The sequence below is a fragment of the Nocardia sp. Tas62D01 genome, assembly GCF_055232035.1.
Genome location: NZ_JBUYUZ010000001.1, coordinates 4,921,258 through 4,948,025 on the forward strand (window position 1 = coordinate 4,921,258; position 26,768 = coordinate 4,948,025).

The window sequence follows — 26,768 nt, forward strand, 5'->3', positions numbered from 1 at the left end:
GCACAAACCGATCGCCGACCGGCGGTCGGCTTTTGTGCTGCTCCGGTATCAGTTGTCGAAGCCGTCGAAGCCATCGCCGTGGAATGCCTCGTTCATCGAGGCGTCCGCGTAGCCACGGCAATAGTCCCAGGTGACATACGCTTCCGGCGTCGGGTCGTAGGCAGGCTCGTGCGGGCGCACAGTGCCGTCGACCAACAGCTGAAGCAGGTTGGCGCGCAGCATGTCCCAGTCGTGGTAGTGGTCTTGTCTGCAGTCTTCGCAGCTGACCACGAGCCCTCGAATACCGCGGTGCGCTAGTAGTGCCTCATACACTGCGAGGTCGGCGAGATCCTCCTCGACCGCAAGGCGCTCGTGGGGATCCAGCGGCTCACCGGGCTCGATGGCGTCGAGCGCGGCGGACGGGTCGGAGGGGTCTCCGGCGAACGGATCCGGCGGCAAGCCAGGTGGTAGATGGTCACGCACACCCCCACGGTACGCAGAACAGGGTGGTCTTCGCCAGCTATGCGGCGCGCCAGTTTCGCCGGTGGGCTCAGTTCATCCACGAGTTTGCGGGACAGATACCATGGTGACAGGCGCCAGTCAGTACCCGAGATCATTGGCCGAGCCGCCACCGTCCAATCCACCAGTTCCGCGCGACGCCGATCGATCGGCGTCGATTGTTTTCGATGTCCAGGAGGGGTCGATCCGAATGAGTAATCCCGTACCGGGCGAACGAGACGCAGTCCGCCCTCATACGGGTGGTGACGATCCGAACAAGATCGCCATGCTCGGCCTCACGTTCGATGATGTGCTGTTGCTGCCGGCCGCTTCGGACCTCATCCCCAGCTCGGTGGAGACCTCCAGCCAACTAGCCAGGGAGATCCGGCTGCGCACCCCGCTGGTCAGTTCCGCGATGGATACCGTCACCGAAGCCAGGATGGCGATCTCGATGGCCAGGGCGGGCGGCATGGGCGTCCTGCACCGTAATCTGGCCGCCGCCGATCAGGCAGCGCAGGTCGAGACCGTGAAGCGATCCGAGGCGGGCATGGTGACCGATCCGGTGACCTGCCGTCCGACCGACACTCTCGCCGAGGTCGACGCGATGTGTGCCCGGTTCCGCATCTCCGGCCTGCCGGTGGTGGACGAGACCGGCGAACTTGTGGGCATCATCACCAATCGTGATATGCGTTTCGAGGTGGACCAGAATCGCCGGGTCGCCGATGTGATGACCAGGGCGCCACTGATCACCGCGCAGGAGGGCGTCACCGCGGAGGCCGCGCTCGGTCTGCTGCGCAGGCACAAGATCGAGAAGCTGCCGATCGTCGATGGCGGGGGTCGGCTGCGCGGGCTCATCACCGTCAAGGACTTCGTCAAGACCGATCAGTACCCGAACGCCACGAAGGACCGCGACGGCCGGCTGCTGGTCGGCGCCGCGATCGGTGTCGGCGACGACGCCTGGTCGCGTGCCATGACGCTGGCCGATGCCGGAGTGGACGTGCTGATCGTCGACACCGCGCACGGTCACCAGGCGCAGGTGCTGCAGATGGTCACCAAGGTCAAGACCGAGGTCGGCGACCGCATCCAGATCGTCGGCGGCAACATCGCCACCAGGGCCGGTGCGGCCGCGCTGGTCGAGGCGGGCGCGGACGCGGTGAAGGTGGGTGTCGGTCCCGGCTCCATCTGTACAACGCGAGTGGTCGCCGGCGTCGGCGCACCGCAGATCACCGCCATCCTCGAGGCCGTCGCCGTCTGCAAGCCGCGCGGTGTGCCGGTGATCGCCGACGGTGGCATCCAGTTCTCCGGTGACATCGCCAAGGCGATCGCGGCGGGCGCGTCCACCGTGATGCTCGGCTCGGTGCTGGCGGGCACCACCGAATCGCCCGGCGAGCTGATCCTGGTGGGCGGCAAGCAGTTCAAGAGCTACCGCGGCATGGGTTCGCTCGGCGCCATGCGGGGCCGTGGGCAGGCGAGGTCTTTCTCGAAGGACCGCTACTTCCAGGACGATGTGCTCGCCGAGGACAAGCTGGTGCCGGAGGGCATCGAGGGTCGGGTGCCGTTCCGCGGCCCGGTCAACCAGGTGATCCACCAGCTCGTCGGCGGCCTGCGTGCCGCGATGGGTTACACCGGATCACAGTCGATCGCGCACCTGCAGGAAGCCCAGTTCGTGCAGATCACCGCGGCGGGCCTCAAGGAGAGCCACCCGCACGACATCACCATGACCGTCGAAGCCCCCAACTACACTGGTCGCGGCTAGTCGGCTCGACGGTGGTGTACTGGACCGGTCGGTCGGTGCATGATTGAGCCGACGCGCATCCCCGCACGACACGGAACACACTGGTCGAGCGAAGTGCGAGGCTGAGCGAGGTCAGAGTCCTGGTTGCCGCGTAGGTGACCACCACGGAGCGAGTCTTACGAGCGACGTTCGCGGCCGGTTCGCGTCCGAGCGGCCGAAGCGCATGCGCCGCAGGCGCGAGTCTCGGCGGCTCGGACGCGAACCTTCGGGGCCGCGAACACGCAGCGCCGCAGGCGCTGCAAATTAGACAAGGAGAACAAGCGTGCGCGACATGGTCGAGATCGGCATGGGCCGGACCGCCCGGCGTACCTACGAGCTGGACGATGTCGATATCGTGCCGTCGCGGCGGACCCGTTCGTCGAAGCAGGTATCGCTGTCGTGGCAGCTGGATGCCTACCGGTTCGAGATCCCGTTCCTCGCGCACCCGACCGACGCGCTGGTGTCGCCGGAGTTCGCCATCGAGCTCGGCCGTCTCGGCGGGCTCGGCGTGATCAACGGTGAGGGCCTGTGGGCTCGGCATGCCGATGTCGTCGCGAAGATCGATCAGCTGGTCGAGCTCGTGGGCAAGGGCGGCTATGAGCACGCTGTCTCGCTGCTGCAGGAATTGCACGCGGCGCCGATGCAGCCGGATCTGCTGGCGGCGACGGTCGCGCAGGTGCGGGCCGCCGGTGTGACGGTGGCGGTGCGGGTGAGCCCGCAGAATGCTCGCGCGTTGACACCCGCGCTGGTGCAGGCGGGCATCGACCTGCTGGTCGTGCACGGCACCATCATCTCCGCCGAACATGTCGGCGATGGTGAGCCGCTGAACCTCAAGACTTTCATCGCCGAACTAGACGTGCCAGTGGTGGCGGGTGGCGTGAGCGATCACCGCACCGCGCTGCATCTGATGCGCACCGGCGCCGCCGGTGTGATCGTCGGCTACGGTTCGTTCCCCGGCGCGACGACCACGGGCGAGGTGCTCGGCATCGGGGTGCCGATGGCGACCGCGATCGCGGATGCCGCCGCCGCGCGCCGCGACTATCTGGACGAGACCGGCGGTCGCTACGTGCATGTCATCGCAGACGGTGAAATCGCCACTTCCGGCCAGCTGGCCAAGGCGATCGCGTGTGGCGCGGACGCCGCCATGCTGGGTGTGCCGCTGTCGGTGGCCGCTGAAGCGCCGGGCCGTGGCTGGTACTGGCCGTCGGCGGCCGCGCATCCGTCGGTGCCGCGCGGCGCGCTGCTGCCGGTCGACGAGAGCTGGGTCGACAGCGAGGACGGCGATGTGGTGCGGCCGAGCTTGGAGCGGGTGCTTTTCGGTCCTTCGGACGATCCGTTCGGTTCGCTGAATCTGGTTGGCGGGCTGCGCCGTTCGATGGCGAAGGCGGGTTACTCCGACCTCAAGGAATTCCAGAAGGTCGGGCTCAGCGTTCGCGCTTGATCGGACTCGGCGTTCGCGCCCGACCAGCGCTCAGTGGATGCGCGTTGGCACCGTGCGTTCGCGCAGGAACTGTTGGATGGCGTCGTTCACCGGTTCGGGGTGGGTCATGGTGACGGCCAGTCGGGCGCCCGCGATCTCGACGTAGGTCGAGCCGATCAGCCCGTGTGCCAGCTGCTGGGCGCGGTCGCGGGCGATGCCGCTGTCGGTCGCGTGAATCACCAAGGCGGGACAAGTGATTTCGGACAGGCGGTCCAGCACTGAGTCCCGGCCGAGCAGGCAGCCCGCCGCAACCTCGATGCTGCGGCGATCGCGCACCAGCCAGCGTTTGGTCCAGATCGACCGATACCACTCGTCCTCGCCGATCAGCCAATGCGCCAGTTGGTCCACGGCTTCCTGCCGGGAGCTGTCGTCGTACCACTCGTCCAGAAACTTCTGGGTCGCTGTCGATTGTTGGGGCGTCGGGCCGTGCGCCTCGGTGCTGATCAGAATCAGCGCCGACACCCGTTCGGGCGCGATGAGCGCGGTGCGCAACGCGGTGAAGCCGCCTTGCGCGGTCCCGCCGACCACGGCGCGTTCGGTGCCGAGATGATCCAGCACCGTCAGTGCGTCGCGCGCGGCGGTCCAGTAGGTGAACGGTAGCCCCTCGTCCCTGGTGCGTCCGTGCCCGCGAGCATCCCAGGACACCATCCGGAATTCCGGTGCGAGCGCGGCCATTTGCGACGCGAACATCGTTCGGTCCATGAAGAATTCGTGTGCGAGCAGCACCACCGGGTCGTTGCCGCCGCTGTCCTCATAGTGGATGTCGGCATCGATCGCGCGGGCGAATGGCACGATTATGAGGATAACCAGCAGTACGGGGGTGCGCGGGAGGATTTGCTGCTCAGGTCCACGCCGCGCCGGTACCTACCGCGCCGCGAGTGTGGGCCGCTGTGCCGATGGTTCGCTCGCTACGCTCGCTCACTAAGCCGATGGGTCGCTCGCTACGCTCGCTCACTAAACTGTGCCGGTGGCAGAAACTCAGAGACCGGTCCTCGTCGTCGACTTCGGCGCACAGTACGCCCAGCTGATCGCTCGTCGGGTCCGCGAATCGAGTGTGTTCTCCGAGGTGATTCCGCATACCACCACGGTCGAAGAGATCGCCGAGAAGCAGCCACTCGCGGTGATTCTGTCCGGCGGTCCGTCCAGCGTGTATGCCGATGGCGCGCCGCAGTTGGACGCGAGGCTGTTCGATCTCGGTATTCCGGTTTTCGGCATCTGCTATGGCTTCCAGGCTATGGCGCAGGCGCTCGGCGGCACGGTCGCGCACACGGGTACCCGCGAGTACGGCCGCACCGAACTCAATATCGACGGGGGCCTGCTGCACGGCGGCCTGTCCACCATCCAGCCGGTCTGGATGAGCCACGGCGACGCGGTCACCGACGCGCCCGAGGGTTTCGAGGTCACCGGCACCACCGCCGGCGCTCCGGTCGCCGCGTTCGAGGATCGGGCCCGCAAGCTGGCAGGCGTGCAGTACCACCCGGAGGTGCTGCACTCGCCGCACGGCCAGCAGGTGCTCAGCCGCTTCCTGCACGAGATCGCCGGCATCCCGGCGACCTGGACTCCGGCCAACATCGCCGAGGTGTTGATCGCGGGAGTGCGCGAGCAGGTCGGCGCTGGGTACGCGATATGCGCGCTGTCGGGCGGGGTGGACAGTGCAGTTGCCGCGGCGCTGGTGCAGCGGGCTATCGGCGACCGGTTGACCTGCGTGTTCGTCGATCACGGGCTGCTGAGGGCCGGTGAACGCGAGCAGGTGCAGCAGGACTTCACCGCCGCGACCGGCGCCAAGCTGGTGACCGTCGACGCGATGGACAAGTTCCTCGGCGAGCTGAAGGGCGTCACCGACCCGGAGGAGAAGCGCAAGATCATCGGCCGGGAGTTCATCCGGTCGTTCGAGGACGCGGTCGCCGACGTCGTCGGCGAGCAGGGGACGATGGACGAGGCTGTGTCGGATGGTCGCTCCGCAGACGCCGCTGCGACGGTCGAGTTCCTGGTGCAGGGCACGCTCTACCCGGACGTCGTCGAATCCGGCGGCGGAAGTGGCACCGCGAACATCAAGAGTCACCACAACGTCGGCGGCCTGCCCGAGGATCTGGAATTCGAACTCGTCGAGCCGCTGCGGCTGCTGTTCAAGGACGAGGTGCGCGCGGTCGGCCGCGAGCTCGGGCTGCCCGAGGAAATCGTTGCGCGCCAGCCGTTCCCGGGTCCGGGTCTGGCCATCCGCATTGTCGGCGAGGTCACCGCGGACCGTCTGGACACGCTGCGCCAAGCCGACGCCATCGCCCGCGAGGAACTCACCGCCGCCGGCCTGGACCGTCAGATCTGGCAGTGCCCCGTGGTGCTGCTCGCCGACGTGCGCAGCGTCGGTGTGCAGGGCGACGGCCGCACCTACGGTCACCCGATCGTGCTGCGCCCGGTCTCCAGCGAGGACGCGATGACCGCCGACTGGACCCGCCTGCCCTACGAGGTGCTCGAGCGGATCTCCACCCGCATCACCAACGAGGTGGCGGAGGTCAACCGAGTGGTCCTCGATGTGACGAGCAAGCCGCCGGGCACCATCGAGTGGGAGTGACGCCGCGAGGTGTCGGGACGGCGCTGTCTGCCTGAGGTTTTCGTGCTGAGACGCCACATCGGCTTACACAATCGGTGCACAGGGTTCGTCGACGGTCGTGATCTGCACGCTGCTCGTTGCGATCGAGTTGGCCTGGCTTCGGTTGGGCTTCACTCGACCTCGGTGGACGCCCATGCGCGGCCGGGGACTAGTTGGGACTAGTTGCCCGAGCAGGGTGCTGCCGCTGAGGTGAGCCCGGGTCGGGGTGATCGGAACAACCTGTCCCACCGGGGTTTTCGTGCGGTCGGTCAGCTCATGATCGGCGTCGTGGGTGTCGAACTGTTCGGCGGCCATCGGAGTCTCCTTGCCGTCCAACGTGAATGGCCCGTCGTATGGACGGGCAATTCACGTTGGTCATTCGGTTGTCGATCAGCGGGGTCTGCGTGGGGAGATCACCAGCAGGATGCCGATGACGATGGCGGCGATCACCACGATCCAGCCGAGTGGGACCGATCCGGTACCGGGCATCGCGGCCGGGCCGATGAAGGCCCAGATGCTCACTCCGAGTGCGAGCATGCCGACGATCAACAGCGAAGCGGACGATCCCCGGCTCTTGGTCGACGAGTCATTGGCGTCAGATTTCTCAGCCATGTTGCACCTCCGCATTTCCGGCCCGGACATTGACCTTCAGATCGAGCACCGGTGCGCCGGGCGTATTCGGGCCGGTAATGCCGGTGGGGCATGTGACATCACCCATATTGACCGTGCAGTCGGTGCGGACCGTCATGCCCGCGGGCAGTAGGACCTTGGCGTCGCCCATCTGGACCGAGAGATCCACGGAGCGGTTCTCGGTGAGATTCAGCGACCGCAGGTCCAGCGTGCCCGTCCCCATGGTCACCTGGTAGTTCGACTGCAGGTCGGTCACCGAGGTCGGCGTCCAGGTGCGCTCGCCCACGGTGGCGTTGTCGAACTCGATCGGCCCGATCAACGAGGCCAGCACGACGAAACCGGCGAGCGGAGCGGCCAGCACCAGCAGGCCGTACCCGCGCCGCAGGAATGCGCCGATCACCAGGCCGAGACCGATCACCGCCAGTGCCACCGCGGCGATCCGACCGGGGGTCATCCAGTCCACGCCCGAGGCGGCCAGTGCGCCCGCGCCTGCCGCGGCCAGGATGGCCAGGCCGATCACCATCGGGGTGAGCCGCGAAGGGGAGCACTTCGGGGCTGGTTGGACGATGGTGCGGGTGGGGGTCGGCTCGGGCAGATCCCAGGCGAGGGGTGCTACGCCGAGCGGGTCCCAGGAGGGTGGGGTCCGGCTGCCGAGGGGCGGGTGTGCTGGTGAACTCATTGTCCGGGTCGGGGTCTGTGGCGTCACGGGCTTCGGAGTCCTTGTGCTGGACGAGGATTCGTGGCGAGTGGAACCGGAATCGTCGTCGGTCGGCGAGACGTTCTTGTCGAGCGATGGCGCGATGCCTTCGCTGGGCGGTTCGGTGTCCGCATCGGTCGGCGTGGCCTCGGACGCCGCGGTGCCGGTATCGGACATCGAGGCCTCGGCCGCGGTGGCGCCGGCGGATGATCCGGTGCCGGCGTGCGGCGATGCGGCGCTCACGTCGAGCGGTGCGGTCTTGCCGTCGACCGGCGCGCCCTTGTCGAGCAGGACAGTGTCGGCATCGACGTGCTGTGGCGCGCTGTGCTGGATCGGAGTGGTGGTCGCCTCGTCCTGCATGAGCGACGTTCCGGCATCCTTGACCGATGGGTCGGGGGTGTAGGTGTCCGGCAGCTTGGTGTACGGGGTGTACATGTTGGTCGGCGCGGCATCGGGGGAGTAGAACTCGCCGGTGGTCCGCAGCGGAGAGCCCTGCGGGAACACGGTGCCGGGATAGCCGGTCGCGGTGATGCCGCCGTCGGCGACGAGGCCGCCGAGCGCGCTGGTGCCGGGCGGTGGCTGCGGATTCCGCATGTGCAGCATCCACCAGCCCGCCAGCATCAGCGCCATGCTGATCAGGCCGGACCCTGCCAGCCCCACCCCGGCCGGGCCCATCGTGCTGACCGCGATGGCGAGCGCGACGATCAACACGATGGTCTTGGTCTGCGACTGTGAACTGCGGCCCTTGCCGACCAGCGACTCGGCCGCCGACGCCTCGTCACCCTGCTCGCTGAGCAGCAACCAGGCCAGCAGGTAGAGCACGACCCCGGCGCCGCCGAAAATCGTCGACACCACCAACGCCACCCGCACCAGCACCGGGTCGACGTTGTAGCGCTGCCCGAACCCCGCCGCGACGCCCGCGATCGGACCCTGCCGCGGCAACCGGACGGGGCGCGTGTGCCACATCTGCTGGAGCTGATCGCCGAAGCTCGTTTTCGTCATGTTCCCATGGTGGGCCTGACCAGCACTTCGGCACATCGGGGGTAACCCTGAAAATATCCTGATCCTTTTGGACCACTCGGTCTGTATCTACTAGGGTTCGATCGAATCCCGAGCACCGCCCCGCTGTCGTCGACCTCGGATGACTCGGCCGAGTCCCTTAAGAAACCCAGGTCAGGGTCGCTTTCCTGTCCGGACCGGACAATAATTCGGGCGGGCCGCCCGTGCGTGAGGTGCGTTTTCGAGGGTGCGAGGTCGGGTCGCCGGCGCGATCACCGGTGAAGATCAGGGTGATTCCTGATGGTCGGGTGTCGGTGGGTCGTGTCACTATCGAGGCATGTACCCGTCCATGCCCGCGTTCGATGCTGCCCGTGGGTTCGATTCTGCGCGCGGGTTCGACCCTGCACGCGGAATGGGTCCCGTGCCTGTGTTCGTCCCCGCGCGTCCGCCGTATCCGCGGATGGTGCGGCGGTCGGGTGGGCGGATCGTCGGTGGCGTGGCGGGTGGTATCGCCGATCACTTCGACGTCGATGTGTTCAAAGTGCGGATGGCGTTCGTGCTGCTGTCCGCGCTTGCCGGGGCGGGCATCGTCGCCTATGGGCTGTTGTGGATCTTCACCCCGGGTGGCGCCGACGCGGCCCGGCCCTCCGGTGCGGAGCGCCGTCAGGGCATCGGGTTTGCGCTGCTCGGGATCGGGCTGGCGGTCGCGGTGTCGTGGCTGCTCAGCGGAACCGCGGCGAAGGTGATCCTGCCGATCGTCGTGGTGGCGGTCGGTGCGGCGCTGGTGTGGCGCGAATACGACACCGACGGCCCGCGGTCGTTGCTCGGGCTGCCCGCGCGCCCTTCGGTGGTGACGTGGTCGCGCATTGTCGCCGGGGCCACGCTGATCGTGCTCGGGCTCGGCGTGGTGGTGCTGGCCAGGATCGATCTGAGTTCGCTCGGTTCCGCGCTGATCGCGGTGGCGGTCACGCTGGTCGGCGCCGGTCTGTTGACGGTGCCGCTGTGGCTGCGCATGATGCGGGCGCTGAATGCCGAACGCGCGGCCCGCATTCGGAACGAGGAGCGCGAGGAGATCGCCTCCCATCTGCACGATTCGGTGCTGCAGACCCTGGCACTCATCCAGCGGCAGGCCGGCGACCCGCAGGAAGTGACCCGGCTGGCCCGTGGCCAGGAACGGGAACTGCGGAAGTGGCTGTTCGAGGATTCCGGTCCGGCGCAGTCGAGTTTAGCCGCGGCGCTTCGCACCATCGCGGGTGAAGTGGAGGACCAGCATGGCGTGAAGGTCACTCCGGTGACCGTCGGGGACGTATCGATGGATCCAGGCGATACCGGATCGGGCCTGCCGAAGGAGCATTTCACCGCGCTGCTCGGCGCTAGCCGGGAGGCGCTGGTGAACGCCGCCAAGCACGCCGGAGTCCCGGACATCGACCTGTTCGCCGAGACCGAACCGCATCAGGTGAGCGTGTTCGTGCGTGACCGCGGCGCCGGCTTCGATGTCGTGGCCATCCCGCAGGACCGGCAGGGCCTGGCGAAATCCATCCGCGGCCGGATCGAACGCCGTGGCGGCCAAGTGGAGATCCTGTCCAACCCGGGCCGCGGCACCGAGGTGCGGATCATCATGCCGCGCACCGATTCCGGTGGTCAAGAAGACTCCGACCAGGAGGTGGCCGCCGAGGTGCCGGTGAATGCTCCGGCAGCGGCCGTTGCCGAACAGGTTGTGCGGCAACCCGTTCGCCACGGGAAGTGACGAAGACCTGCGACCGGTGTGTCTTCGCGGATGAGGTAGCGGTGCGTCGGCGCCGAACTTGTCCATCGGTCGGATGCGGGGCGGGAAAGCGGCGGGTTCGGTGAGTCCTGTGGTACCGATTGAGTGCGGGCGGCCCTCGGGTGGTCGGCGGAGTCAGGGTGGGTCGATCCACCGACAGTGGAGGAGAAGTAGGTGACCGTGCGGGTCTTTCTCGTCGATGATCACGCCGTGTTCCGTTCGGGTGTACGGGCGGAGTTGAGCCGGGAGCCCGATATGGAGGTGGTCGGGGAGGCCGGTGGGGTGGCCGAGGCGATCGCGGGGATCAAGGCGGCCCGCCCTGATGTCGTGCTGCTCGACGTGCACATGCCCGACGGTGGCGGAGTCGCCGTGCTGTCGGGAATCGAGGATGGCCCGGTGTGTTTGGCGTTGAGCGTGTCCGACGCCGCCGAGGACGTGATCGCGGTGATCCGGGCCGGCGCCCGTGGCTATGTGACCAAGACGATCTCGGGATCCGAACTGGCCGACGGCATTCGGCGCGTCGCCGGTGGTGACGCGGTGTTCAGTCCGCGGCTGGCCGGGTTCGTGCTGGACTCGTTCACCGGCAGATCGCAGGTGCCGGAGCCGCCGCTGGACCCCGAACTGGACTCGCTGACCCCGCGCGAACTGGAGGTGCTTCGCCTGCTCGCGCGCGGCTACACCTACCGTGAAATCGCCGAAACCCTGTTCATCTCGGTGAAAACCGTTGAGACGCACGCCTCCAACGTGCTCCGCAAAACCCAGCAGTCCAACCGCAACGCCCTCACTCGTTGGGCACACCGCCGCCGCATCGACTGAGGTCTCCCCGGATCTGCTCGATCCGCGGCACTTCCCGCGGCCGTCTGTCAGCTGTGCGAAGCCTCGACCAGCGGCGGTGATTCCGTGCACAGCAGCCTGTCACCCGGGTGAAGGGCGAAGCAGGGCTGCGAAATCCGAATTATCGTGCGCGGGACCGCTCACATCGCCGCGACGATGATGGCGATGATGATGATCAGGCCGATCAGCAGGCCGAAGGCGATCGCCAGCGGGGCGGTGCTCGGCTGGGGGAGCTTGGCCCGCTGCGGTGCCACCGCCGACGACCCCGCTGGGGTGCGGTGCGGCCGCGGCAGTGGGGTCGAGTGCGGATTGCGCAGGCCCGACGCCGAATTCCGGGCCGCCCATGCGGGAATGGTGCCGTCCTCAGTGCGTACCGGGGCTCCGAGAATGTAGGGCCCGGTGCCGGGACCGAAGGCGGCGGTGAGGATTTCGTCCCTGGCCTGTACCATCGTCGGGCGGCGCTGCGGGGCCGGTTCCATCATGTGCAGCAGGGCGTTGGTGAGCATGCCGCTGCGGCTCGGCGGAATGATCTGCGCCATGGCCGCCCGCTCGACCACCACATTGCTGTCGTCGTCGAAACCGAACGGCGGCTGCCCCTCGATCGCGGTGTACAGGGTGGCGCCGAGGGAGAACACATCGCTGGCCTCGGTCGGCCGCGCGCCGCGGGCCACCTCAGGGGGCAGGTAGGCGGGGGTGCCGGTGATCACGCCGTCCGCCTCGTCGGAGAGGTCACCCGCGCCGCGCGAGATGCCGAAGTCGCTGAGCTTGGCCATGCCGACTATCGGTCCCCGGTCGGCGACGAGGATATTGCCCGGCTTGATGTCGCGGTGCACGATGCCTGCGGCGTGCGCGGCGGCAAGCGCGTCGGCGACCTGCGCGCCGATCTGCGCGACCTCGATCGGCGGAAGTGCCTCTACCAGCGCCAATGCCTTCGCGACGCTGCGTGAGGGCAGATGCTCCATCACCAGCCAGGGTTCGCCCGCCTCGAGCACCACGTCGTACACGGCGATGGCGTGCTTGTGCGAGAGCTTCGCCGCGACCCGGCCCTCGTGCATGATCTGGTTGCGTATCGCGTTCGCCTCTTCTTCGTCGAGTCCGGCGGTGGAGAGGACCTGTTTGATGGCGACATCTCGGTTCAGCAAGCGGTCGGTCGCGAGCCATACCGCGCCCATGCCGCCGCCACCCAGCTTCGATTGCAGACGGTAACGGCCGGCGACCAGATAGTCCGGGCCGACGATGGGACGGGGGCGATCGATCATGGGTGCAGGGTATCCGAATTCGGTGATAGCTGGCCTGATTCGAGCCGAGAGTCCGCCAGCCCCGGACGGTGACATCCGACGGTGACTTCCGCGCTCGTCGACGCCGGGTTCGCAGTGCGCGTGACAGTACTCGCGGGGCGCTCTTGACGGATTCCGGGGGGTGGGTTTCTACTAAGAAAGTATCGAACGTATATTCGATACAGATCGATAGCTGGATCGGTGCTGGCCCCTCGCTTCGGTGACCTGAAGACGGGCCGCTCCGCATGCTTCACCGTCGGGTCCATCGTGGGAAGTAGGTGGTAGAGATGGGTTCGGATACGGAATCCCGAGAGGGAGTGGGGCGGGAACGAACACTGCCGGGAGTAGGCCGGGATCAAAAGGTGCGGTGGGGTAGGACCCCACCGGAAGCCGTGCCGACGGTGGAGGAACTGCGACGACGGATGGCGGCGATACCCGGTCGCGGGGAGGTGGCGGCCGAACGGGTCCCGCTCGCCACCGAGCTGCGCCGCGAGTCGTTGGCGGTGCCGCCCGCTCTAGCAGCACTGTTGCCCGATGGCGGCCTGGTCAAGGGCTCGGTCGTGGCCTACAACGGTGCGAGTTCGCTGCTGGCCGGACTGCTCGCCGCGGTGACCGAGAGCGGCGGGCACGCCGCTGTGGTCGGGGTGCCCCGGCTCGGGCTGCTCGCCGCGGTCGAGATGGGCGCTCAATTGCAACGCCTCGCCGTCGTCGCCGATCCCGGCCCGGATCCGGTGGAAGTAGCCGCGGTATTGCTAGACGGCCTCGATCTGGTGGTGCTCGGCCTCGACGGCGCCGCCGTCCCACCCGCCCGGGCCCGCGTGATCGCCGCCCGCACCCGCAACAAGGGCGCCACCCTGGTAGTCACCAACGGCGGCTGGAGCAACCCGTCCCTGCGCCTGGACACCCGCATCGCCGGATACGCCGGGCTCGACGCGGGCCGCGGCCGGCTCCGCTCGGTCTGCCTCGAGGTCGATGTCCGCGGCAAAGCGGGCCCACCCCGCCGTGGCCGAATAGAGCTGCGCCCCAGCGCGGGTCGCGTGGAATGGGTGTCGCTGGAAACAGCCACCTCGGCAAGCGAAGTGACCGATGCCCGCGGTGCGGCGTCGTGAGTCGGCTCGGGTTGATGAGGACGGCCGACTTGGTGTTGTTCGGGGCGGTAGATCCGGCGAGCGAGGTGACGCCCGATGTGCGTGGTGCGGCACCGTGATTCGAGCAGGCGTCCGGCCCCGCCCGTCGACGCGGGTTCGGTAGCGCGTGAGCCGGATCGTCGTTGCGGCGGCTGGGGCTTTGTCGCCGACTGGGCAGTTGCAGACTCGACCGGTCGGGCCGGTGGCATGCGGACCGGGGATGCGCGGGCTTGCAATGGAACTCACCGGCGCGCGACTGCACAACCTGTATGGCCCGATCGCGGCCGCCGTCGACGTCACCTTCCACGAGGTGGGGACCGGGTCGTGGTGCACACTCGGCGCAGCTGGGCGGGTGGGTCGGATGACTCGGCCGTTTTATGGGGTGCGGCGCGGTGATGCTGCCGGGACGGGCGAGAAGCGGTTCGCGGGTTTTGGCGCTGTGGTGTCTGGATTGGCCCGCGGTTGCCGCGGCTGCGGTCGCGGGGGTGCCTGCGACCGTGCCGGTGGCGGTGATCGTGGGCGGCAAGGTGACCGCGTGTTCGGCGCTCGCGCGGGCCGAGGGGGTGCGGCGTGGGCTGCGGCGGCGGGAGGCGCAGGCACGGTGTCCGAATCTATTTCTCGCACAGGCGGATCCGGACCGGGATGCGCGACTGTTCGAGCCGGTGGTCGCGGCCGTCGATGCGACGGTGCCCGGGGTGGAGGTGCTGCGGCCCGGGCTGCTGGTGCTCGGCGCGCGTGGCGCGGCCCGGTTCTTCGGCTCCGAGGAGATCGCGGCGCAGCGGCTCGTCGACGCGGTGGCCGCCATCGGGGTGGAAGCCCAGATCGGGATTGCCGACGAGCTTTCCACGGCGGTGATCGCGGCCCGGCGCGGTGCGATCGTGCCGCCCGGTGACGGTGCGCGGTTCCTCGCGCCGCTGCCGATAGCGGAGCTTGCCGTCGAACCCAGCCTGGCCGCGCCGGAGCGTGCCGATCTGGCGGATCTATTGCACCGCTTGGGATTACGACGGATCGGTGACTTCGCCGCGCTGACCTCGACCGAGGTCGCCTCGCGCTTCGGCGCCGACGCGATGCTGGCGCACCGCAGCGCCCGCGCCGTGCCGGAGCGCCCGCCGTCGGTCCGCCGCCCGCCGCGCGAGCTGACGGTGGAGTATCGCTGCGATCCGCCGATCGATCGGGTCGATGCCGCCGCCTTCGCCGGCCGCAAGCTCGCCATCCGACTGCACCACATGCTGTCCGCCGCCGGGGTGTCCTGCACCCGGCTGTCGGTGTTCGCGGAAACCGAATCGGGCGAACAACTCTCGCGTATCTGGCGGTGCGCGCAGCCGCTGACTCCGGAAGGCACCGCGGATCGGGTGCGCTGGCAGTTGGACGGCTGGCTCACCCGCCGCGACGGCGCCCGGCCCACCGCGCCGATCACGCTGCTGCGTCTGGAACCTGTCGAAGTGGTAGCGGCAGGCGCGCTGCAGCTCGGCCTGTGGGGCGGAGTCGGCGAAGAACACGAGCGGGCCCGCCGCGCCCTGATCCGGGTGCAGGGCCTGCTCGGCGGCGAGGCGGTGCAGGTCGGCGTGCTCAGCGGCGGCCGCGGCCCCGAGGAACGCATCACCATGGTCGCGCTCGGCGACGAGCCGGTGCCCGCCGCCGACCCGGCCCTGCCCTGGCCCGGCAGACTGCCCCAACCCGCGCCCGCGGTAATCCTGGTGACCCGACCCCCGGTGCGCCTGGAAGCGGGTGACAGCAACCCGGTGCTGGTCTCCGCCCGTGGCCTGTTCACCGCGGACCCGGTCCGGCTGAGCTGGGGGAGTAAGCAGTGGCGCCTGGCGGGCTGGGCAGGTCCATGGCCGGTGGACGAGCAGTGGTGGATCCCGGAATCGCCCACCTTCGCCGCCGGAGTCGCGGCCCGGGCCCAGGTGCAACTCGCAGGCGAACCGGCCGACGTCCGCGTCCTGCTCCTCATCTATTACTCCGAAACCTGGCGCGCTGAGGGACTTTACGACTGAGGTCGCCGGTTTGATCGAAGTATTTCGGCGCAAATCTGGCTGGAGCCGTCGAAAGGCGATGCCGCAGGCGCGGCGGCGGCGGTCGAGGCCGCCCGCAACGGCGCCGTCTCGATGACCGGCCTACGCGGCCGCAGCTGCTACATGCCCGTCGAACAGGTCGCCGAACTCGCAGTGCGCGAACAGCTTTCCGCAGGCATCGACGATCTCACCGTGCACCTCGAACCGGACGCCACGACCCCCACAGACGCCACCCTGGCAGGCACCGCGGTAGTAACCCACCGCGACGGCCGTCGCTGGCAAGTAACCGCCCACTCGCGCGCCTTCGCCCCGCGCCAAGCTGGCCTCGCGATGTGGGGCAGCGTCCGCGCGCAGGCACGGAACTACCTCCCGGAACCGCGCCTGGTACTGGGCTGAGCATCGCCGCTTGTCGCCTTCGCCCCCTGCGCGATGGCGGACAAGCGATCACCAGTGGGTGCCGGGGACCCAGCGGGCGGCGCGGCGCAGTGCGGTGCCGGTGACGCGGCGGGCCGTCGACTGGGGGCGTGGCTCACGTTGGGGGGTAAGGGGTTCCGCTGTTTCGGTCTCGTCGGGTTCTACTTCTTCGCCCTTGGCGGCGGGGGAGTCTGGGAAGGCGCGGTAGTAGCGGTGCAGGATGCGGTCGCGGATCTTTGGTGTGATCAGTGCGCCGTATTCGGCGATGGTGCCCAGCGGCACGTCGATGCGCTTGGGGCGTTCTGTGAGGGCGCGCACGATGGTGGCGGCCGCCCATTCCGGGGATTCGGACGGACCCTGATCACCGCTCGGCGTGATCATCGGGGTGCGCACCAGCGGCATGTGAATGGTGGTGAAAGTAACGCTGTCGGCCATGGTTTCGACCGCGGCCACCTCGGTGAACTTGTCCAGCGCCGCCTTGCTCGCGAGGTAGGCCGAGAACCGTGGGGTGGCCACCTGCACGCCCGCGCTGCTGATGTTGACGATGTGGCCGAACTTGCGTTCCCGCATCTGCGGCAGTAGGGCCAGTGTCAGTCGCAGGGCGCCGAAGTAGTTGACCGCCATGGTGCGTTCGAAGTCGTGCAGCCGGTCGGTGGAGCGGTGGATGGCGCGGCGGATGGAGCGGCCCGCGTTGTTCACCAGCATGTCGACATGATCGTGCTCGTCCAGAATGGTCTTGACGGCGTGGTCGACGGAGTCGGAATCGGTGACGTCGCACTGGTATCCGTAGGCGGTGCCGCCCTCGGCTCGGATCTCCTCGACCACGGCCGTGAGTTCGTCGCCGCGCCGCGCGAGCAGGAACACGACGGCGCCCTTGTCCGCTACGGTCAGCGCCGCTGCCCGGCCGATGCCGGAGGAAGCGCCGGTGATGAGGACATGACGGCCGGTGAGGTCGCGACGGTTGCGTCGGGGCTGCCGGCGCAGGCTGGCGTCGTCAGCGGTTGCTCGAGTCATCGCTGCTCCTTTGCAGGTCGATCAGGCACGAACTTACTCTGAAGTAAGTTTACCTGCCAAGTGGGCCTCGTCACGTCGGGGCCGACGATTGTCGCGATCGGCTCGGGGGCGGTCGGTGGACCGATGTTCATTAGCTCTGCCGTTGCAGACGCTGCGTCTGGAGCTCGTTGCCCGCCCGTGCGGGTTTCGCATCCCGGGGGTGTCCGGCGGTCCGTGTCGGCCGATTGTTCCCCCGAATCGAGTCGTGGCGAGCCGTTCGAACTATTCTCGAATCCTTCGAACATATGTGCGATACTCTGCGCATGGCGGACGATCGGATGGCGGAAGTATTTGCCGCGGTGCGGCTCGGCGGCGGGGATCCGGAGGCGGCTCGGCGGCTGCTGGAGGAACTGTGGGACGAGATCGGTGCGGGCGGAGATCCGTTGCACCGCTGCCTCATTGCGCATCACCTTGCCGATCTACAGGACACGGCCGAGGGTGCGCTGCTGTGGGATCAGCGCGCGCTGGCTGCGGTGTTCGGGCCCGGCGTTCCGCTCGGCGAAGGGCTTCGCGGTTTCCTCCCGTCGCTGTACCTCAGCCTGGCCGACAGTCACCGCCGCGTCGGCGATTTCGACGCGGCCCGTATGCAATTGGCCATCGCCCGCGGCCACCTCGACGTCCTCGCCAACGACGCTTATGGCGCCGTGATCCACGCCAAGCTCGACAGGGTCGAGACCGCGCTGGCCGCCGAATCGACCAAGCCGCTACCGACCGGCTGACCTGCGCTACCGCCGGGGTATCCGCACGCCTCCAACCCCGCGAAAGCCGGAAGGTCGCCCTCTCGATGGGGGCGGCCTTCCGGGTTCGCCGTCCACTGTGGGTCGGTTACCTACCCTATATATTTCGAATGTATGTTCGAATATACGAGGAGGTGATGTTCATGGGGTGGGGTAACGGCCCGCCGTCCTGGGCGGAGATGGAGCGTGTGCTGTCCGGGCGTCCGAGGCGGACGAACCCGAATGCGATGTACTCCGGCGACGGCGGCGACAGCCCGGCGTGGTCGCGCAAGCGCGGGGAGTATCGGGCCGAGCCGGTCGAACCCGCCGGTGGGCCGGTGGTGCCGTATGCGGAGCTACACGCGCATTCGGCGTATAGCTTCCTGGACGGGGCGAGCCAGCCGGAGGAGTTGGTCGAGGAGGCGGTGCGGCTGGGGTTGGAGGCGATTGCCCTCACCGACCACGACGGCTTCTACGGCACCGTGCGCTTCGCGGAGGCGGCCAAGGAATGGGGGATGCCTACGGTATTCGGCGCGGAGCTCTCGCTGGGGTCACCGCCCGCGAAGAAATCCAGGGGCGCGAGGTCGGAGCCGGGGGCACGAAGCCGGAAGTCGTCGGCGGAGCTTGCCGATCGGCTTGGTGGCTCAGCGGTGAAGGTGTCTGCGCAGGGACACGTGAGTGCCCCGGATTCCGCGCCGAGGACCGGGTCGCCGGACCCCGCGGGTCCGCACTTGCTGGTACTGGCTCGGGGGCAGGAGGGATACCGGCGACTGTCGCGCGAGATCGCGGCCGCGCATATGGCCGCGGGGGAGAAGGGCATTCTTCGCTACGACCTCGACGCGCTCACCGCCGCGGCGGACGGGCACTGGCACATCCTGACCGGCTGTCGGAAAGGTCATGTCCGCCAAGCCCTCGAACAGGATTTGAGCGCGGGCGATAACCGTCTCGTGCAGGCGGAAGCGGCGTTGCGCGACCTGATGGAGCGGTTCGGCGGCGACCGGGTGAGTGTGGAACTCACCCACCACGGCATCCCGGAGGACGACGAACGCAACGCCCATCTCATTGCCCTGGCCGACCGTCTCGGCCTGCCCGTACTCGCCACCACCGGAGCGCATTTCGCCGATCCCGGCCAGCGTCGCCGTGCCATGGCGCTCGCGGCGATCAGGGCCAGGCAGAGCTTGGACGAGATCGCGGGCTGGCTGGCCCCCGCGGGGGGTGCGCACCTGCGTTCCGGTGCGGAGATGGCGCAGCTGTTCGCCACCTGTCCGCAGGCGGTGTCGAATGCTGCGGCGCTCGCCCGCGAGTGCGCCTTCGACCTGCGATTGATGGCGCCGAAGCTGCCGCCGTTCGATGTGCCCGCCGGACACGACGAGGAGTCCTGGCTGCGCGAGCTGACGCTGGCGGGCGCCGTCCGCAGGTACGGCCCGCGAGCCGGAAATCCACAGGCGTACCAGCAGATCGAGCATGAACTGGCGGTGATCAACAAACTGGAATTCCCCGGCTACTTCCTGGTGGTGCACGACATCGTCAGCTTCTGCAAGGACAATGACATCCTCTGCCAGGGCCGAGGTTCGGCGGCCAATTCGGCGGTCTGCTACGCCATCGGCATCACCAATGTCGACCCGGTCCGCAACCAGCTGCTGTTCGAAAGGTTCCTCTCCGCCGAGCGCGACGGTCCGCCCGATATCGACGTCGATATCGAATCCGATCGCCGCGAGGAGGCGATCGGACACGTCTACACCAAGTACGGGCGCGAATATGCCGCCCAGGTGGCCAACGTGATCACCTACCGCGGCAAATCAGCGGTGCGTGATGCCGCACGCGCACTTGGCTTTTCACCGGGTCAGCAGGACGCGTGGAGCAAGCAGGTGAGCCGGTGGACCGGTGTCGGTGGCGAGACCGGCACCGACATTCCGGCCGAAGTTCTGGAGCTGGCCACCGAAATCGAGGGTCTGCCACGGCATCTCGGTATCCACTCCGGTGGCATGGTGATCTGCGACCGGCCCATCGCCGATGTCTGCCCGGTCGAGTGGGCGCGCATGCCCGGCCGCAGCGTGCTGCAGTGGGACAAGGACGATTGCGCCGCCATCAATCTGGTGAAATTCGACCTGCTCGGTCTCGGCATGCTCTCGGCGCTGCACTACATGATCGACATGGTGCGCGAGCACGAGGGCGTCACGGTCGAGCTGCATGCGCTGGATCTCGCGGAAGCGGCTGTCTACGAGATGCTTTCGCGCGCCGACTCGGTGGGTGTTTTCCAGGTGGAGTCGCGGGCGCAGATGGCCACCCTGCCCCGATTGAAGCCGCGGAACTTCTACGACCTGGTCGTTGAGGTGGCGCTGATCCGCCCCGGCCCGATCCAGGGTGGCTCGGTGCACCCCTACATCCGCCGCCGCAATGGCCGCGAAGACGCGACCTACGACCATCCGGCGCTGGAGAATTCGCTGTCACGCACCCTGGGAGTGCCGCTGTTCCAGGAGCAGCTCATGCAGATGGCCGTCGATGTCGCGGGATTCACCGCCACCGAGGCCGACCAACTGCGCTGCGCCATGGGCTCCAAACGCTCTCCCGAACGCATGGAACGACTCAAGGACCGGCTGTATCAGGGGATGCGCGACCTGCACGGCATCACCGGCGAGATCGCTGACCGCATCTATGAAAAGCTCTACGCCTTCGCGAATTTCGGCTTCCCGGAAAGCCATTCGCAGAGCTTCGCCTCGATCGTGTTCTACTCGGCGTGGTTCAAATTGCACCACCCCGCCGCCTTCTGCGCCGGTCTGCTGCGTGCCCAGCCGATGGGCTTCTATTCCCCGCAGTCGTTGGTCGCCGACGCGCGCAGGCACGGAGTGCTGGTGCACGGCCCCGATATCAACGCCAGCCGCGCCGAACCCACCCTCGAACGCAACGGCACCCAGGTCCGCCTCGGCCTCGCGGCGATCCGCCACATCGGCGCCGAACTCGCCGAACGCATTGTCGAGGCGCGCGAACCGGCCCCCTATACCTCGTTCCTCGACCTGACCGGTCGCGTGGCACTCACTGTCGCCCAAGCGGAATCGCTCGCCACCTCGGGCGCGCTCGGCAGCCTCGGCATCACCCGCCGTGAAGCCCTGTGGGCGGCGGGTGCCGCGGCGGGGGAGCGGCCGGACCGTCTCCCGGGCACCGGGGCCGCCACCACCGCCCCCGCGTTGCCAGGCATGAGCGAGCTCGAACTGGCCGCCGCCGACATCTGGGCCACCGGCGTCTCCCCGAGCAGCTATCCCACCGAATTCCTACGCCCCCAACTCGATGCGCTCGGCGTCATCCCCGCCCGCGGTCTGCTCGATGTCCCCGACGGCTCCCGAGTCCTGGTCGGCGGGGCCGTCACCCACCGCCAACGCCCCGCCACCGCCGCGGGCGTCACCTTCCTCAACCTGGAGGACGAAACCGGCATGGTGAACGTCGTATGCTCGGTCGGCCTCTGGACCCGCTACCGCCGCTTGGCCCAGAGCGCCCCGGCCCTCCTCATTCGCGGCCGCGTCCAAAACGCCGAAGGCGCGGTCAGCGTCGTCGCCGAACATCTGCAGCGCATGGACCTGCGTGTCGAAGCCAAATCCCGCGACTTCCGTTGATACTCAGAACATCCCGTTCTGGTTGACGGCGTCTTCGGGGATCGGCTGGATGACATCCCAATGTTTTCAAGCAGGAGTTCACCGAACGCATCGCTGCCGCGATCCAACGATGCATGGATGCGGGCCTCGTGCCTGCCGATGACGCGCTCTCGGTCACGCTCGATCTGCGCGCTGCCGGGCACGGCGCCGTATCGATGCGACTCAACCAACCGGACCAGCGTGGCCGCCGCACGCGGACTAGATCGACCGGTTCCTCGTCAAACCGGTCGGCGTCGCGCCGGTGCGATAACTGGCACGGCGGGCTCAGTGACCGATGTCACCGCACCGGCTACCCTGCGAGCATGCGGAAGCTTGCGGTGTTGTTGACCGGCTTGCTCGGTTTGACGTTGCTCGTCGGGTGCGGTGACGGCAACAACGCCGAGTCCCAGCCGGATCGGTCGACCGTGGCCACCGCCGCGCCCGGGATCGTGCCGCAGCTGGGGATGCGCGAGCAGCGTCCCGCGCCTAAGGGCAATGACTCCGGTGGTAACTTGGCCGCGGCGCGCAAGGAGGTCATCACCGGCAGCGTCGACATCACCGCGGGCGATCCGGTGGGCGCGGCCGGGCGCATCACCGATCAGGTGCGCGACGTCGGCGGCCGGGTCGACAGCCGCACCGAGCAGCCGGGAACCGGCGACACCGATCCGAGCGCCACGCTCACCGTGCGGGTGCCCGCGGAAAAGACGGACAAATTCATCGACGATCTCGGCGGGATCGGCCGCGTCACCCGGGTGAGCACCAACCGTGACGACGTGACCATGCAGTGGGAAGACCTGGACGCCAAAATCAAGGCGCTGCAGTCCTCGGTCGACCGGTTGCGCGCGCTCATCGCGGGCGCGACCAACACCGCGGATCTCATTGCCGCGGAAGGGGCGTTGTCGAGCCGTCAGGGCGAACTCGACAGCCTGACCGCGCAGAAGCGCCGCCTCGACGATCAGGTCGCGCTGTCCGCGCTGACCATCGACATCACCACTGAGAACAAGAAATCCGAGGCCGGGCCGACCAACTTCTGGGATGGCATCGTCTCGGGCTGGCACTCGCTGGTGGACTGGCTGAAGGACGCAATCGTCTTCAGCGGCAAGGTAATTCCGTGGCTCGGCTTTATCGTGGTGATCGGCGCCGTGGTGTGGGGCATCGTGCGCGCGGTGCGGTGGCGCGGCCGGAAGAACGCCGGTTCCTCGGCTCCGGAGGAATCGGCCGCCCCGAAAGAACCGACAGCTCCGAAACAACCGACAGCTCCGAAAGAATCAGCGCCAGAGCCGGCCGCCGCCGGTACCTCGAAGGGCGCCGAGACCAGCGCCTGGACAGGAGAATCAGGTGCCGACAGTGGTGTGGGCAACGATAAAACCGAACAGCCGTAAGGGCCCGCTCGTCGAAACCCTCGACGACGGCACCCTGCAGCTGTACGTGCGCCCCCCCGCCGTCGAAGGCAAGGCGAACAAGGCCGCCATCGAACTCCTGGCCGAGCACTACGGCGTCCCCAAGAGTGCGGTCCGCCTCGCAGCGGGCGCCACCTCCCGCTTCAAACGCTTCGAAGTCGACCTCTGATCCGCTAGATCCCGCCGGGGAAACCAAGTTGGCGCCAGGCCTCGTAGACGGTGACGGCGGCGGCATTGGACAGGTTCATCGAGCGGCGACCCGGCAGCATGGGGATGCGCAGGTGGGCGTCGATGTGTGGATCGTCGAGAACGTCCCCGGGCAGGCCGGTGGGTTCGGTGCCGAACAGCAGCACATCACCTTCACGGTAGGCCACATCGGTGTAGTGAGTTTCGGCCTGCGTGGTGAACGCGAAAACCCGCTCGGGCCGCAAAGCCTCCCACGCCGCCGTGAGATTCTCGTGCACGGTCACCGACGCCAGATCGTGGTAGTCCAGTCCGGCCCTGCGCAGCTTCGACTCCGATAGGTTGAACCCCAACGGTTCGACCAGGTGCAGCTCACACCCGGTTCCGGCGACCAGACGAATCGCATTGCCGGTATTCCCGGGGATGGCAGGCTCGTGGAACATCAAACGGAACACAACGCACCAGCATGTCATGGCGCGGACCGACACGGCAGCGCACCCGCGTAGGACCACCACGGAGGCGCGGACCGCGACGCCGGTTTGTGCGGACGGATAGCGGTAGATCGCGAGCCGACGGGTTTGTCTGCAAGAATCGGGGGGTGACCGACGTCGATCCGTCTCCGGCTGCACGGCAGTCCGGCAGGAACAGCCTGGGGGAGCAGTTCCTGCGCTGTCATCTGCCGATGGTGATCGTAACCGTGGTCATTGTGCTGGCGGTCGTCCTCGTCGCCTCTGATCGCTGGCGGCGTGGCGCGCTGTTCTTCGGCGGCGCGACCCTACTCGCGGCCGCTTTCCGACTGTGTCTGCCCACCGCGCGTGTCGGCCTGCTCGCGGTGCGCAGCAAGCCGTTCGATGTCGCCACCATGAGTCTGCTCGGCACCGCGATCGTCCTCATCGCCGCGACGATCAACACCCTCGGGGTCGGCTGAACCTCCCGCCTGGCAATGGGGCTTGGCTGCACCGCGCGGGGTATCACTCGATGCCGCTGCGTGACACTGTGCTGCGATGAGGATTGGCGGCTTATCCTCACCGCACCGGCTACCGAATAGTCCTGGGGCGCACGGCCTTCAGTGCCGTGGTTCCCAGACCGTTCACGCTCTCGAATCCGCCCGCTGGCTGCATGGCGATCGAAAGGCTTAGGCGGCAGCGGAAATTCAGTCGGCGTTCCGGTGGAGACGGGCCAGCCGCATGGTCTCGGTCAGCAGCTTCGACACTGCGGCGGCTTCGGTCAGGAAGCCGTCGTGTCCATCGCGGGAGTGCACGACTTCCAAACCCTCACAACCGGGTAGGCCGTCGGCCAGTTCCTGCTGCGTGCGCAACGGGTACAGCCGATCGGAGTCCACACCGCCGACCACACACGGCGCCGGGGTAGCGGCCAGCGCGGCCTCGATACCGCCGCGTCCGCGTCCGACATCGTGCCGGTTCATCGCCTCGGTGAGCAACACGTAGGTGGCCGGATCGAAACGGCTACAGAGCTTTTCGGCCTGATGATCCAGGTAGCTCTGCACCGCGTAGCGGCCGCCGCGCCACGGATCCTCGTCACCCTGCGCGTTGTTCTCGAAGCGGTGGTCGAGTTCGGCTTCGGTCCGGTAGGTCAGGTGCGCGATGCGCCTGGCGATGCCCATGCCGGTCATCGGGGCGCGATCGGTGTCGTGATAGTCGCCGCCCTGCCAGTCGGGATCGGCCTTGATGGCGGCGATTTGCGTTGTCTGCGTGCCGATCTGGTCGGCGGTGGCGCGCGCGCCGACCGCGAGCACCAGCGCCGAGGCCACCCGCTCCGGTGCGCCGACCATCCACTCCAGCACCCGCATGCCGCCCATCGACCCGCCGACCACCGAGGCCAGCCGGTCGATGCCGAGCAAGTCGAGCAGCGCCGCTTCCGCCGTCACCTGGTCCCGGATGGAGATCTCCGGAAACCGTGCGCCCCAAGGCTTTCCATCGGGTGCGAGCGAAGTCGGTCCGGTGCTGCCCTTGCAGCCGCCGAACACGTTCGTCGCGATGACACACCACTCGTCGGTATCCAATGGCGCGTCGGGACCGACCATGCCGTCCCACCAACCGGACATCGGATGGATGTCGTCCGGCCTACCGACGACATGTGAGTCGCCGGTCAGCGCGTGTTCGACGAGCACGACATTGTCCAGCGCGGGGGAGAGCTCACCCCAGCGCTGCACGGCCAAATGGACGTCCGGGACGACGGCGCCGTTCTCCAGTCGCACGTCCCCGATGGCGATCATGCCGAGCCGCCCGTCCGGCGGTGGCAGGGCCACCGCCGGAGCGGGACGAGCTGTAGTCGGTTCGGCGCTCACGGTCACGTCGTCGCCGCCGCGAAACCGGCTCGCAGATCGGCCAAAATGTCGTCGATTCCCTCGATGCCCACCGCCAGCCGGACCAGCCCCGGCCTGACTCCGGAAGCCAACTGCTCCTCGGGTGTCAGCTGCGAGTGCGTGGTCGACGCGGGGTGGATCACGAGAGAACGCACATCCCCGATGTTGGCTACATGGCTGTGCAGGGCTAATGCGTCGACGAACTTCTTGCCCGCATCGACGCCGCCGCTCAGCTCGAACGAGACGATCGCGCCGGGGCCCTTCGGCGCGAGCTGCTTGGCGCGCTCGTGCCACGGTGAGGACGGCAGGCCCGCGTAGGCCACCGATTCGACGCCCGGCTGGGTCGTCAGGAACTCGGCCACCGCCTGTGCGTTGGCGACGTGCCGTTCCAGGCGCAGGCTCAGCGTCTCGATGCCCTGGCTGATCAGGAACGCATTGAACGGCGATACCGCCGCGCCCAGATCGCGCAGCAGCTGCACGCGAGCCTTGAGCGCGTAGGCGGGCGCGCCCAGATCGGCGAACACGGCGCCGTGGTAGCTCGGGTCCGGGGTGGTGAAACCGGGGAAGCGTGCCTGGCCCTGCTCGTCACGAACGGTCCAGTCGAACGAGCCGCCGTCGACGATCACGCCGGCGACCGCCGTGCCGTGACCGCCCAGGTACTTGGTCGCCGAGTGCACGACGATGTCGGCGCCGTGCGCCAGCGGCTGGATCAGGTACGGGGTCGCGACCGTGTTGTCCACGATCAGCGGCAGTCCGTTGGCGTGCGCGATGGCGGAGATGCCGGGGATGTCGAAGATGGCGCTGCTCGGGTTGGCGATGGTCTCGCCGTAGAACGCCTTGGTGTTCGGCCGGATCGCCGCGCGCCACTGCTCCAGGTCGTCGGGATCCTCGACGAAGGAGACCTCGATGCCGAGCTTGGGCAGCGAGTAGTGGAAGAGATTGTAGGTGCCGCCGTAGAGATGTGGGCTGGACACGATGTGGTCGCCCGCGGCGGCGAGGTTGAGGATCGCGTAGGTCTCCGCGGCCTGTCCGGAGGCAAGCAGCAGTGCCGCCACACCACCCTCCAGGGCGGCGACGCGCTGCTCCACCACGTCCTGGGTCGGGTTCATGATCCGGGTGTAGATGTTGCCCGGCTCGGCAAGGCCGAACAGTGCGGCCGCGTGATCGGTGTCACGGAAGGCGTAGGAGGTGGTCTGGTAGATCGGGAGGGCGCGAGCGCCGGTGGTGCTGTCGGGGGCCTGCCCCGCGTGCACCTGCTTGGTCTCGAAGGACCACTGTGCCGGATCGGACGACGGGGTCGAATCGATTTCGGACGCGATGGGGTCACTCATGTCGTGCTCCAAAAGGGTTGTTCGCCGGAATTACTGGGTTATCGGGATGTGGGCGAC

General features: G+C 68.1%; 23 protein-coding genes. 13 read left to right on the plus strand and 10 right to left on the minus strand.

The features are described 5' to 3' along the window. Nucleotides 1–48 precede the first annotated feature (48 nt). On the minus strand, nt 49–462 hold the full coding sequence (locus tag ACV7NQ_RS23090) for a DUF5319 domain-containing protein (RefSeq protein WP_022567296.1): 414 nt from the start codon (nt 460–462) through the stop codon (nt 49–51). Nucleotides 463–688: 226 nt separating this feature from the next. Here ACV7NQ_RS23090 and guaB point away from each other — a divergent pair, with 226 nt between their 5' ends. Both guaB and ACV7NQ_RS23100 read left to right on the plus strand, forming a co-directional pair. After that, nucleotides 689–2,233: an IMP dehydrogenase gene (guaB, locus tag ACV7NQ_RS23095; RefSeq protein WP_463361555.1), complete on the plus strand. Its 1,545-nt coding sequence runs from the start codon at nt 689–691 to the stop codon at nt 2,231–2,233. A gap of 301 nt (nt 2,234–2,534) precedes the next feature. Continuing rightward, nucleotides 2,535–3,692 (plus strand): GuaB3 family IMP dehydrogenase-related protein, encoded by a 1,158-nt coding sequence (locus tag ACV7NQ_RS23100; RefSeq protein WP_463361556.1) that lies wholly within the window; start codon nt 2,535–2,537, stop codon nt 3,690–3,692. 30 nt (nt 3,693–3,722) lie between these two features. Here ACV7NQ_RS23100 and ACV7NQ_RS23105 read toward each other — a convergent pair whose 3' ends face one another. Continuing rightward, a complete protein-coding gene (locus ACV7NQ_RS23105) occupies nt 3,723–4,523 on the minus strand; it encodes an alpha/beta fold hydrolase (RefSeq protein WP_463361557.1) in 801 nt (266 codons plus the stop codon). A gap of 169 nt (nt 4,524–4,692) precedes the next feature. Between ACV7NQ_RS23105 and guaA the strand changes: the two genes are divergently transcribed. Further along, nucleotides 4,693–6,300: a glutamine-hydrolyzing GMP synthase gene (guaA, locus tag ACV7NQ_RS23110; protein WP_463361558.1), complete on the plus strand. Its 1,608-nt coding sequence runs from the start codon at nt 4,693–4,695 to the stop codon at nt 6,298–6,300. 63 nt (nt 6,301–6,363) lie between these two features. Here guaA and ACV7NQ_RS23115 read toward each other — a convergent pair whose 3' ends face one another. From ACV7NQ_RS23115 to ACV7NQ_RS23125, 3 genes are all read right to left on the minus strand, one after another. Then, nucleotides 6,364–6,633 (minus strand): hypothetical protein, encoded by a 270-nt coding sequence (locus ACV7NQ_RS23115; RefSeq protein ID WP_463361559.1) that lies wholly within the window; start codon nt 6,631–6,633, stop codon nt 6,364–6,366. 75 nt (nt 6,634–6,708) lie between these two features. After that, a complete protein-coding gene (locus tag ACV7NQ_RS23120; protein ID WP_463361560.1) occupies nt 6,709–6,930 on the minus strand; it encodes a hypothetical protein in 222 nt (73 codons plus the stop codon). After that, nucleotides 6,923–8,647 carry a PspC domain-containing protein gene (locus ACV7NQ_RS23125; protein WP_463361561.1) on the minus strand — a complete coding sequence of 575 codons (1,725 nt, stop codon included), beginning with the start codon at nt 8,645–8,647 and terminating at the stop codon, nt 6,923–6,925. Before ACV7NQ_RS23125 ends, ACV7NQ_RS23120 begins: the two co-directional genes overlap by 8 nt. Before the next feature lie 409 nt (nt 8,648–9,056). Between ACV7NQ_RS23125 and ACV7NQ_RS23130 the strand changes: the two genes are divergently transcribed. Together ACV7NQ_RS23130 and ACV7NQ_RS23135 are read left to right on the plus strand one after the other, a co-directional pair. Continuing rightward, on the plus strand, nt 9,057–10,391 hold the full coding sequence (locus ACV7NQ_RS23130; RefSeq protein WP_463361562.1) for an ATP-binding protein: 1,335 nt from the start codon (nt 9,057–9,059) through the stop codon (nt 10,389–10,391). A gap of 198 nt (nt 10,392–10,589) precedes the next feature. Next, complete coding sequence (locus ACV7NQ_RS23135) at nt 10,590–11,225, plus strand: response regulator (protein WP_463365782.1); 636 nt, start codon at nt 10,590–10,592, stop codon at nt 11,223–11,225. A gap of 158 nt (nt 11,226–11,383) precedes the next feature. Here the strand turns inward: ACV7NQ_RS23135 and ACV7NQ_RS23140 are convergent, their stop codons facing one another. Then, nucleotides 11,384–12,502, minus strand: coding sequence for a serine/threonine-protein kinase (locus ACV7NQ_RS23140; protein ID WP_463361563.1), 1,119 nt, complete (start codon nt 12,500–12,502; stop codon nt 11,384–11,386). Nucleotides 12,503–12,807: 305 nt separating this feature from the next. On the opposite strand from ACV7NQ_RS23140, the gene ACV7NQ_RS23145 reads away from it, so the two are divergent. The 3 genes from ACV7NQ_RS23145 to ACV7NQ_RS23155 all read left to right on the plus strand — a co-directional run bounded on the left by ACV7NQ_RS23145 (nt 12,808) and on the right by ACV7NQ_RS23155 (nt 16,058). Next, nucleotides 12,808–13,629 (plus strand): hypothetical protein, encoded by an 822-nt coding sequence (locus ACV7NQ_RS23145; protein WP_463361564.1) that lies wholly within the window; start codon nt 12,808–12,810, stop codon nt 13,627–13,629. Nucleotides 13,630–14,042: 413 nt separating this feature from the next. Then, on the plus strand, nt 14,043–15,644 hold the full coding sequence (locus ACV7NQ_RS23150; protein WP_463365783.1) for a DNA polymerase Y family protein: 1,602 nt from the start codon (nt 14,043–14,045) through the stop codon (nt 15,642–15,644). Between the two features lie 111 nt (nt 15,645–15,755). Continuing rightward, nucleotides 15,756–16,058 (plus strand): hypothetical protein, encoded by a 303-nt coding sequence (locus ACV7NQ_RS23155; RefSeq protein WP_463361565.1) that lies wholly within the window; start codon nt 15,756–15,758, stop codon nt 16,056–16,058. Nucleotides 16,059–16,106: 48 nt separating this feature from the next. On the opposite strand, the gene ACV7NQ_RS23160 is transcribed toward ACV7NQ_RS23155, so the two are convergent. Then, on the minus strand, nt 16,107–17,090 hold the full coding sequence (locus ACV7NQ_RS23160; RefSeq protein WP_463361566.1) for an SDR family NAD(P)-dependent oxidoreductase: 984 nt from the start codon (nt 17,088–17,090) through the stop codon (nt 16,107–16,109). A 302-nt stretch (nt 17,091–17,392) separates the two neighbouring features. Between ACV7NQ_RS23160 and ACV7NQ_RS23165 the strand changes: the two genes are divergently transcribed. The 4 genes from ACV7NQ_RS23165 to ACV7NQ_RS23180 all read left to right on the plus strand — a co-directional run bounded on the left by ACV7NQ_RS23165 (nt 17,393) and on the right by ACV7NQ_RS23180 (nt 23,040). Next, complete coding sequence (locus ACV7NQ_RS23165; protein WP_463361567.1) at nt 17,393–17,848, plus strand: hypothetical protein; 456 nt, start codon at nt 17,393–17,395, stop codon at nt 17,846–17,848. A gap of 161 nt (nt 17,849–18,009) precedes the next feature. Continuing rightward, nucleotides 18,010–21,453, plus strand: coding sequence for an error-prone DNA polymerase (locus ACV7NQ_RS23170; RefSeq protein ID WP_463365784.1), 3,444 nt, complete (start codon nt 18,010–18,012; stop codon nt 21,451–21,453). Nucleotides 21,454–21,794: 341 nt separating this feature from the next. Beyond that, nucleotides 21,795–22,853, plus strand: a complete 1,059-nt coding sequence (locus ACV7NQ_RS23175) for a DUF4349 domain-containing protein (RefSeq protein ID WP_463361568.1) — start codon at nt 21,795–21,797, stop codon at nt 22,851–22,853. Continuing rightward, a complete protein-coding gene (locus tag ACV7NQ_RS23180; RefSeq protein ID WP_463361569.1) occupies nt 22,810–23,040 on the plus strand; it encodes a DUF167 domain-containing protein in 231 nt (76 codons plus the stop codon). The genes ACV7NQ_RS23175 and ACV7NQ_RS23180 overlap by 44 nt, the downstream gene beginning before the upstream one ends. Before the next feature lie 4 nt (nt 23,041–23,044). Here ACV7NQ_RS23180 and ACV7NQ_RS23185 read toward each other — a convergent pair whose 3' ends face one another. Then, on the minus strand, nt 23,045–23,509 hold the full coding sequence (locus ACV7NQ_RS23185; protein WP_463361570.1) for a tRNA (cytidine(34)-2'-O)-methyltransferase: 465 nt from the start codon (nt 23,507–23,509) through the stop codon (nt 23,045–23,047). Between the two features lie 227 nt (nt 23,510–23,736). Between ACV7NQ_RS23185 and ACV7NQ_RS23190 the strand changes: the two genes are divergently transcribed. Then, the gene (locus ACV7NQ_RS23190) at nt 23,737–23,982 is read left to right on the plus strand and encodes a DUF3017 domain-containing protein (protein WP_463365785.1); all 246 of its coding nucleotides are present in this window, start codon (nt 23,737–23,739) and stop codon (nt 23,980–23,982) included. 225 nt (nt 23,983–24,207) lie between these two features. Here the strand turns inward: ACV7NQ_RS23190 and metX are convergent, their stop codons facing one another. Both metX and ACV7NQ_RS23200 read right to left on the minus strand, forming a co-directional pair. Continuing rightward, entirely contained in the window at nt 24,208–25,368 is a 1,161-nt protein-coding gene (gene metX / locus ACV7NQ_RS23195) for a homoserine O-acetyltransferase MetX (RefSeq protein WP_463361571.1), read from the minus strand. Further along, the gene (locus tag ACV7NQ_RS23200; protein ID WP_463361572.1) at nt 25,365–26,711 is read right to left on the minus strand and encodes a bifunctional o-acetylhomoserine/o-acetylserine sulfhydrylase; all 1,347 of its coding nucleotides are present in this window, start codon (nt 26,709–26,711) and stop codon (nt 25,365–25,367) included. The genes metX and ACV7NQ_RS23200 overlap by 4 nt, the downstream gene beginning before the upstream one ends. Between the last annotated feature and the right edge of the window lie 57 nt (nt 26,712–26,768).

Excerpts from the sequence above, each read along its gene's own strand:
- guaB (WP_463361555.1), top strand. The coding sequence starts at position 689 with ATGAGTAATCCCGTACCGGGCGAACGAGACGCAGTCCGCCCTCATACG.
- ACV7NQ_RS23115 (WP_463361559.1), bottom strand. The coding sequence starts at position 6,633 with ATGGCCGCCGAACAGTTCGACACCCACGACGCCGATCATGAGCTGACC.
- ACV7NQ_RS23120 (WP_463361560.1), bottom strand. The coding sequence starts at position 6,930 with ATGGCTGAGAAATCTGACGCCAATGACTCGTCGACCAAGAGCCGGGGA.
- ACV7NQ_RS23125 (WP_463361561.1), bottom strand. The coding sequence starts at position 8,647 with ATGACGAAAACGAGCTTCGGCGATCAGCTCCAGCAGATGTGGCACACG.
- ACV7NQ_RS23130 (WP_463361562.1), top strand. The coding sequence starts at position 9,057 with ATGGGTCCCGTGCCTGTGTTCGTCCCCGCGCGTCCGCCGTATCCGCGG.
- ACV7NQ_RS23140 (WP_463361563.1), bottom strand. The coding sequence starts at position 12,502 with ATGATCGATCGCCCCCGTCCCATCGTCGGCCCGGACTATCTGGTCGCC.
- ACV7NQ_RS23145 (WP_463361564.1), top strand. The coding sequence starts at position 12,808 with ATGGGTTCGGATACGGAATCCCGAGAGGGAGTGGGGCGGGAACGAACA.
- ACV7NQ_RS23150 (WP_463365783.1), top strand. The coding sequence starts at position 14,043 with ATGCTGCCGGGACGGGCGAGAAGCGGTTCGCGGGTTTTGGCGCTGTGG.
- ACV7NQ_RS23155 (WP_463361565.1), top strand. The coding sequence starts at position 15,756 with ATGACCGGCCTACGCGGCCGCAGCTGCTACATGCCCGTCGAACAGGTC.
- ACV7NQ_RS23160 (WP_463361566.1), bottom strand. The coding sequence starts at position 17,090 with ATGACTCGAGCAACCGCTGACGACGCCAGCCTGCGCCGGCAGCCCCGA.
- ACV7NQ_RS23165 (WP_463361567.1), top strand. The coding sequence starts at position 17,393 with ATGGCGGACGATCGGATGGCGGAAGTATTTGCCGCGGTGCGGCTCGGC.
- ACV7NQ_RS23170 (WP_463365784.1), top strand. The coding sequence starts at position 18,010 with ATGGGGTGGGGTAACGGCCCGCCGTCCTGGGCGGAGATGGAGCGTGTG.
- ACV7NQ_RS23175 (WP_463361568.1), top strand. The coding sequence starts at position 21,795 with ATGCGGAAGCTTGCGGTGTTGTTGACCGGCTTGCTCGGTTTGACGTTG.
- ACV7NQ_RS23190 (WP_463365785.1), top strand. The coding sequence starts at position 23,737 with ATGGTGATCGTAACCGTGGTCATTGTGCTGGCGGTCGTCCTCGTCGCC.
- ACV7NQ_RS23200 (WP_463361572.1), bottom strand. The coding sequence starts at position 26,711 with ATGAGTGACCCCATCGCGTCCGAAATCGATTCGACCCCGTCGTCCGAT.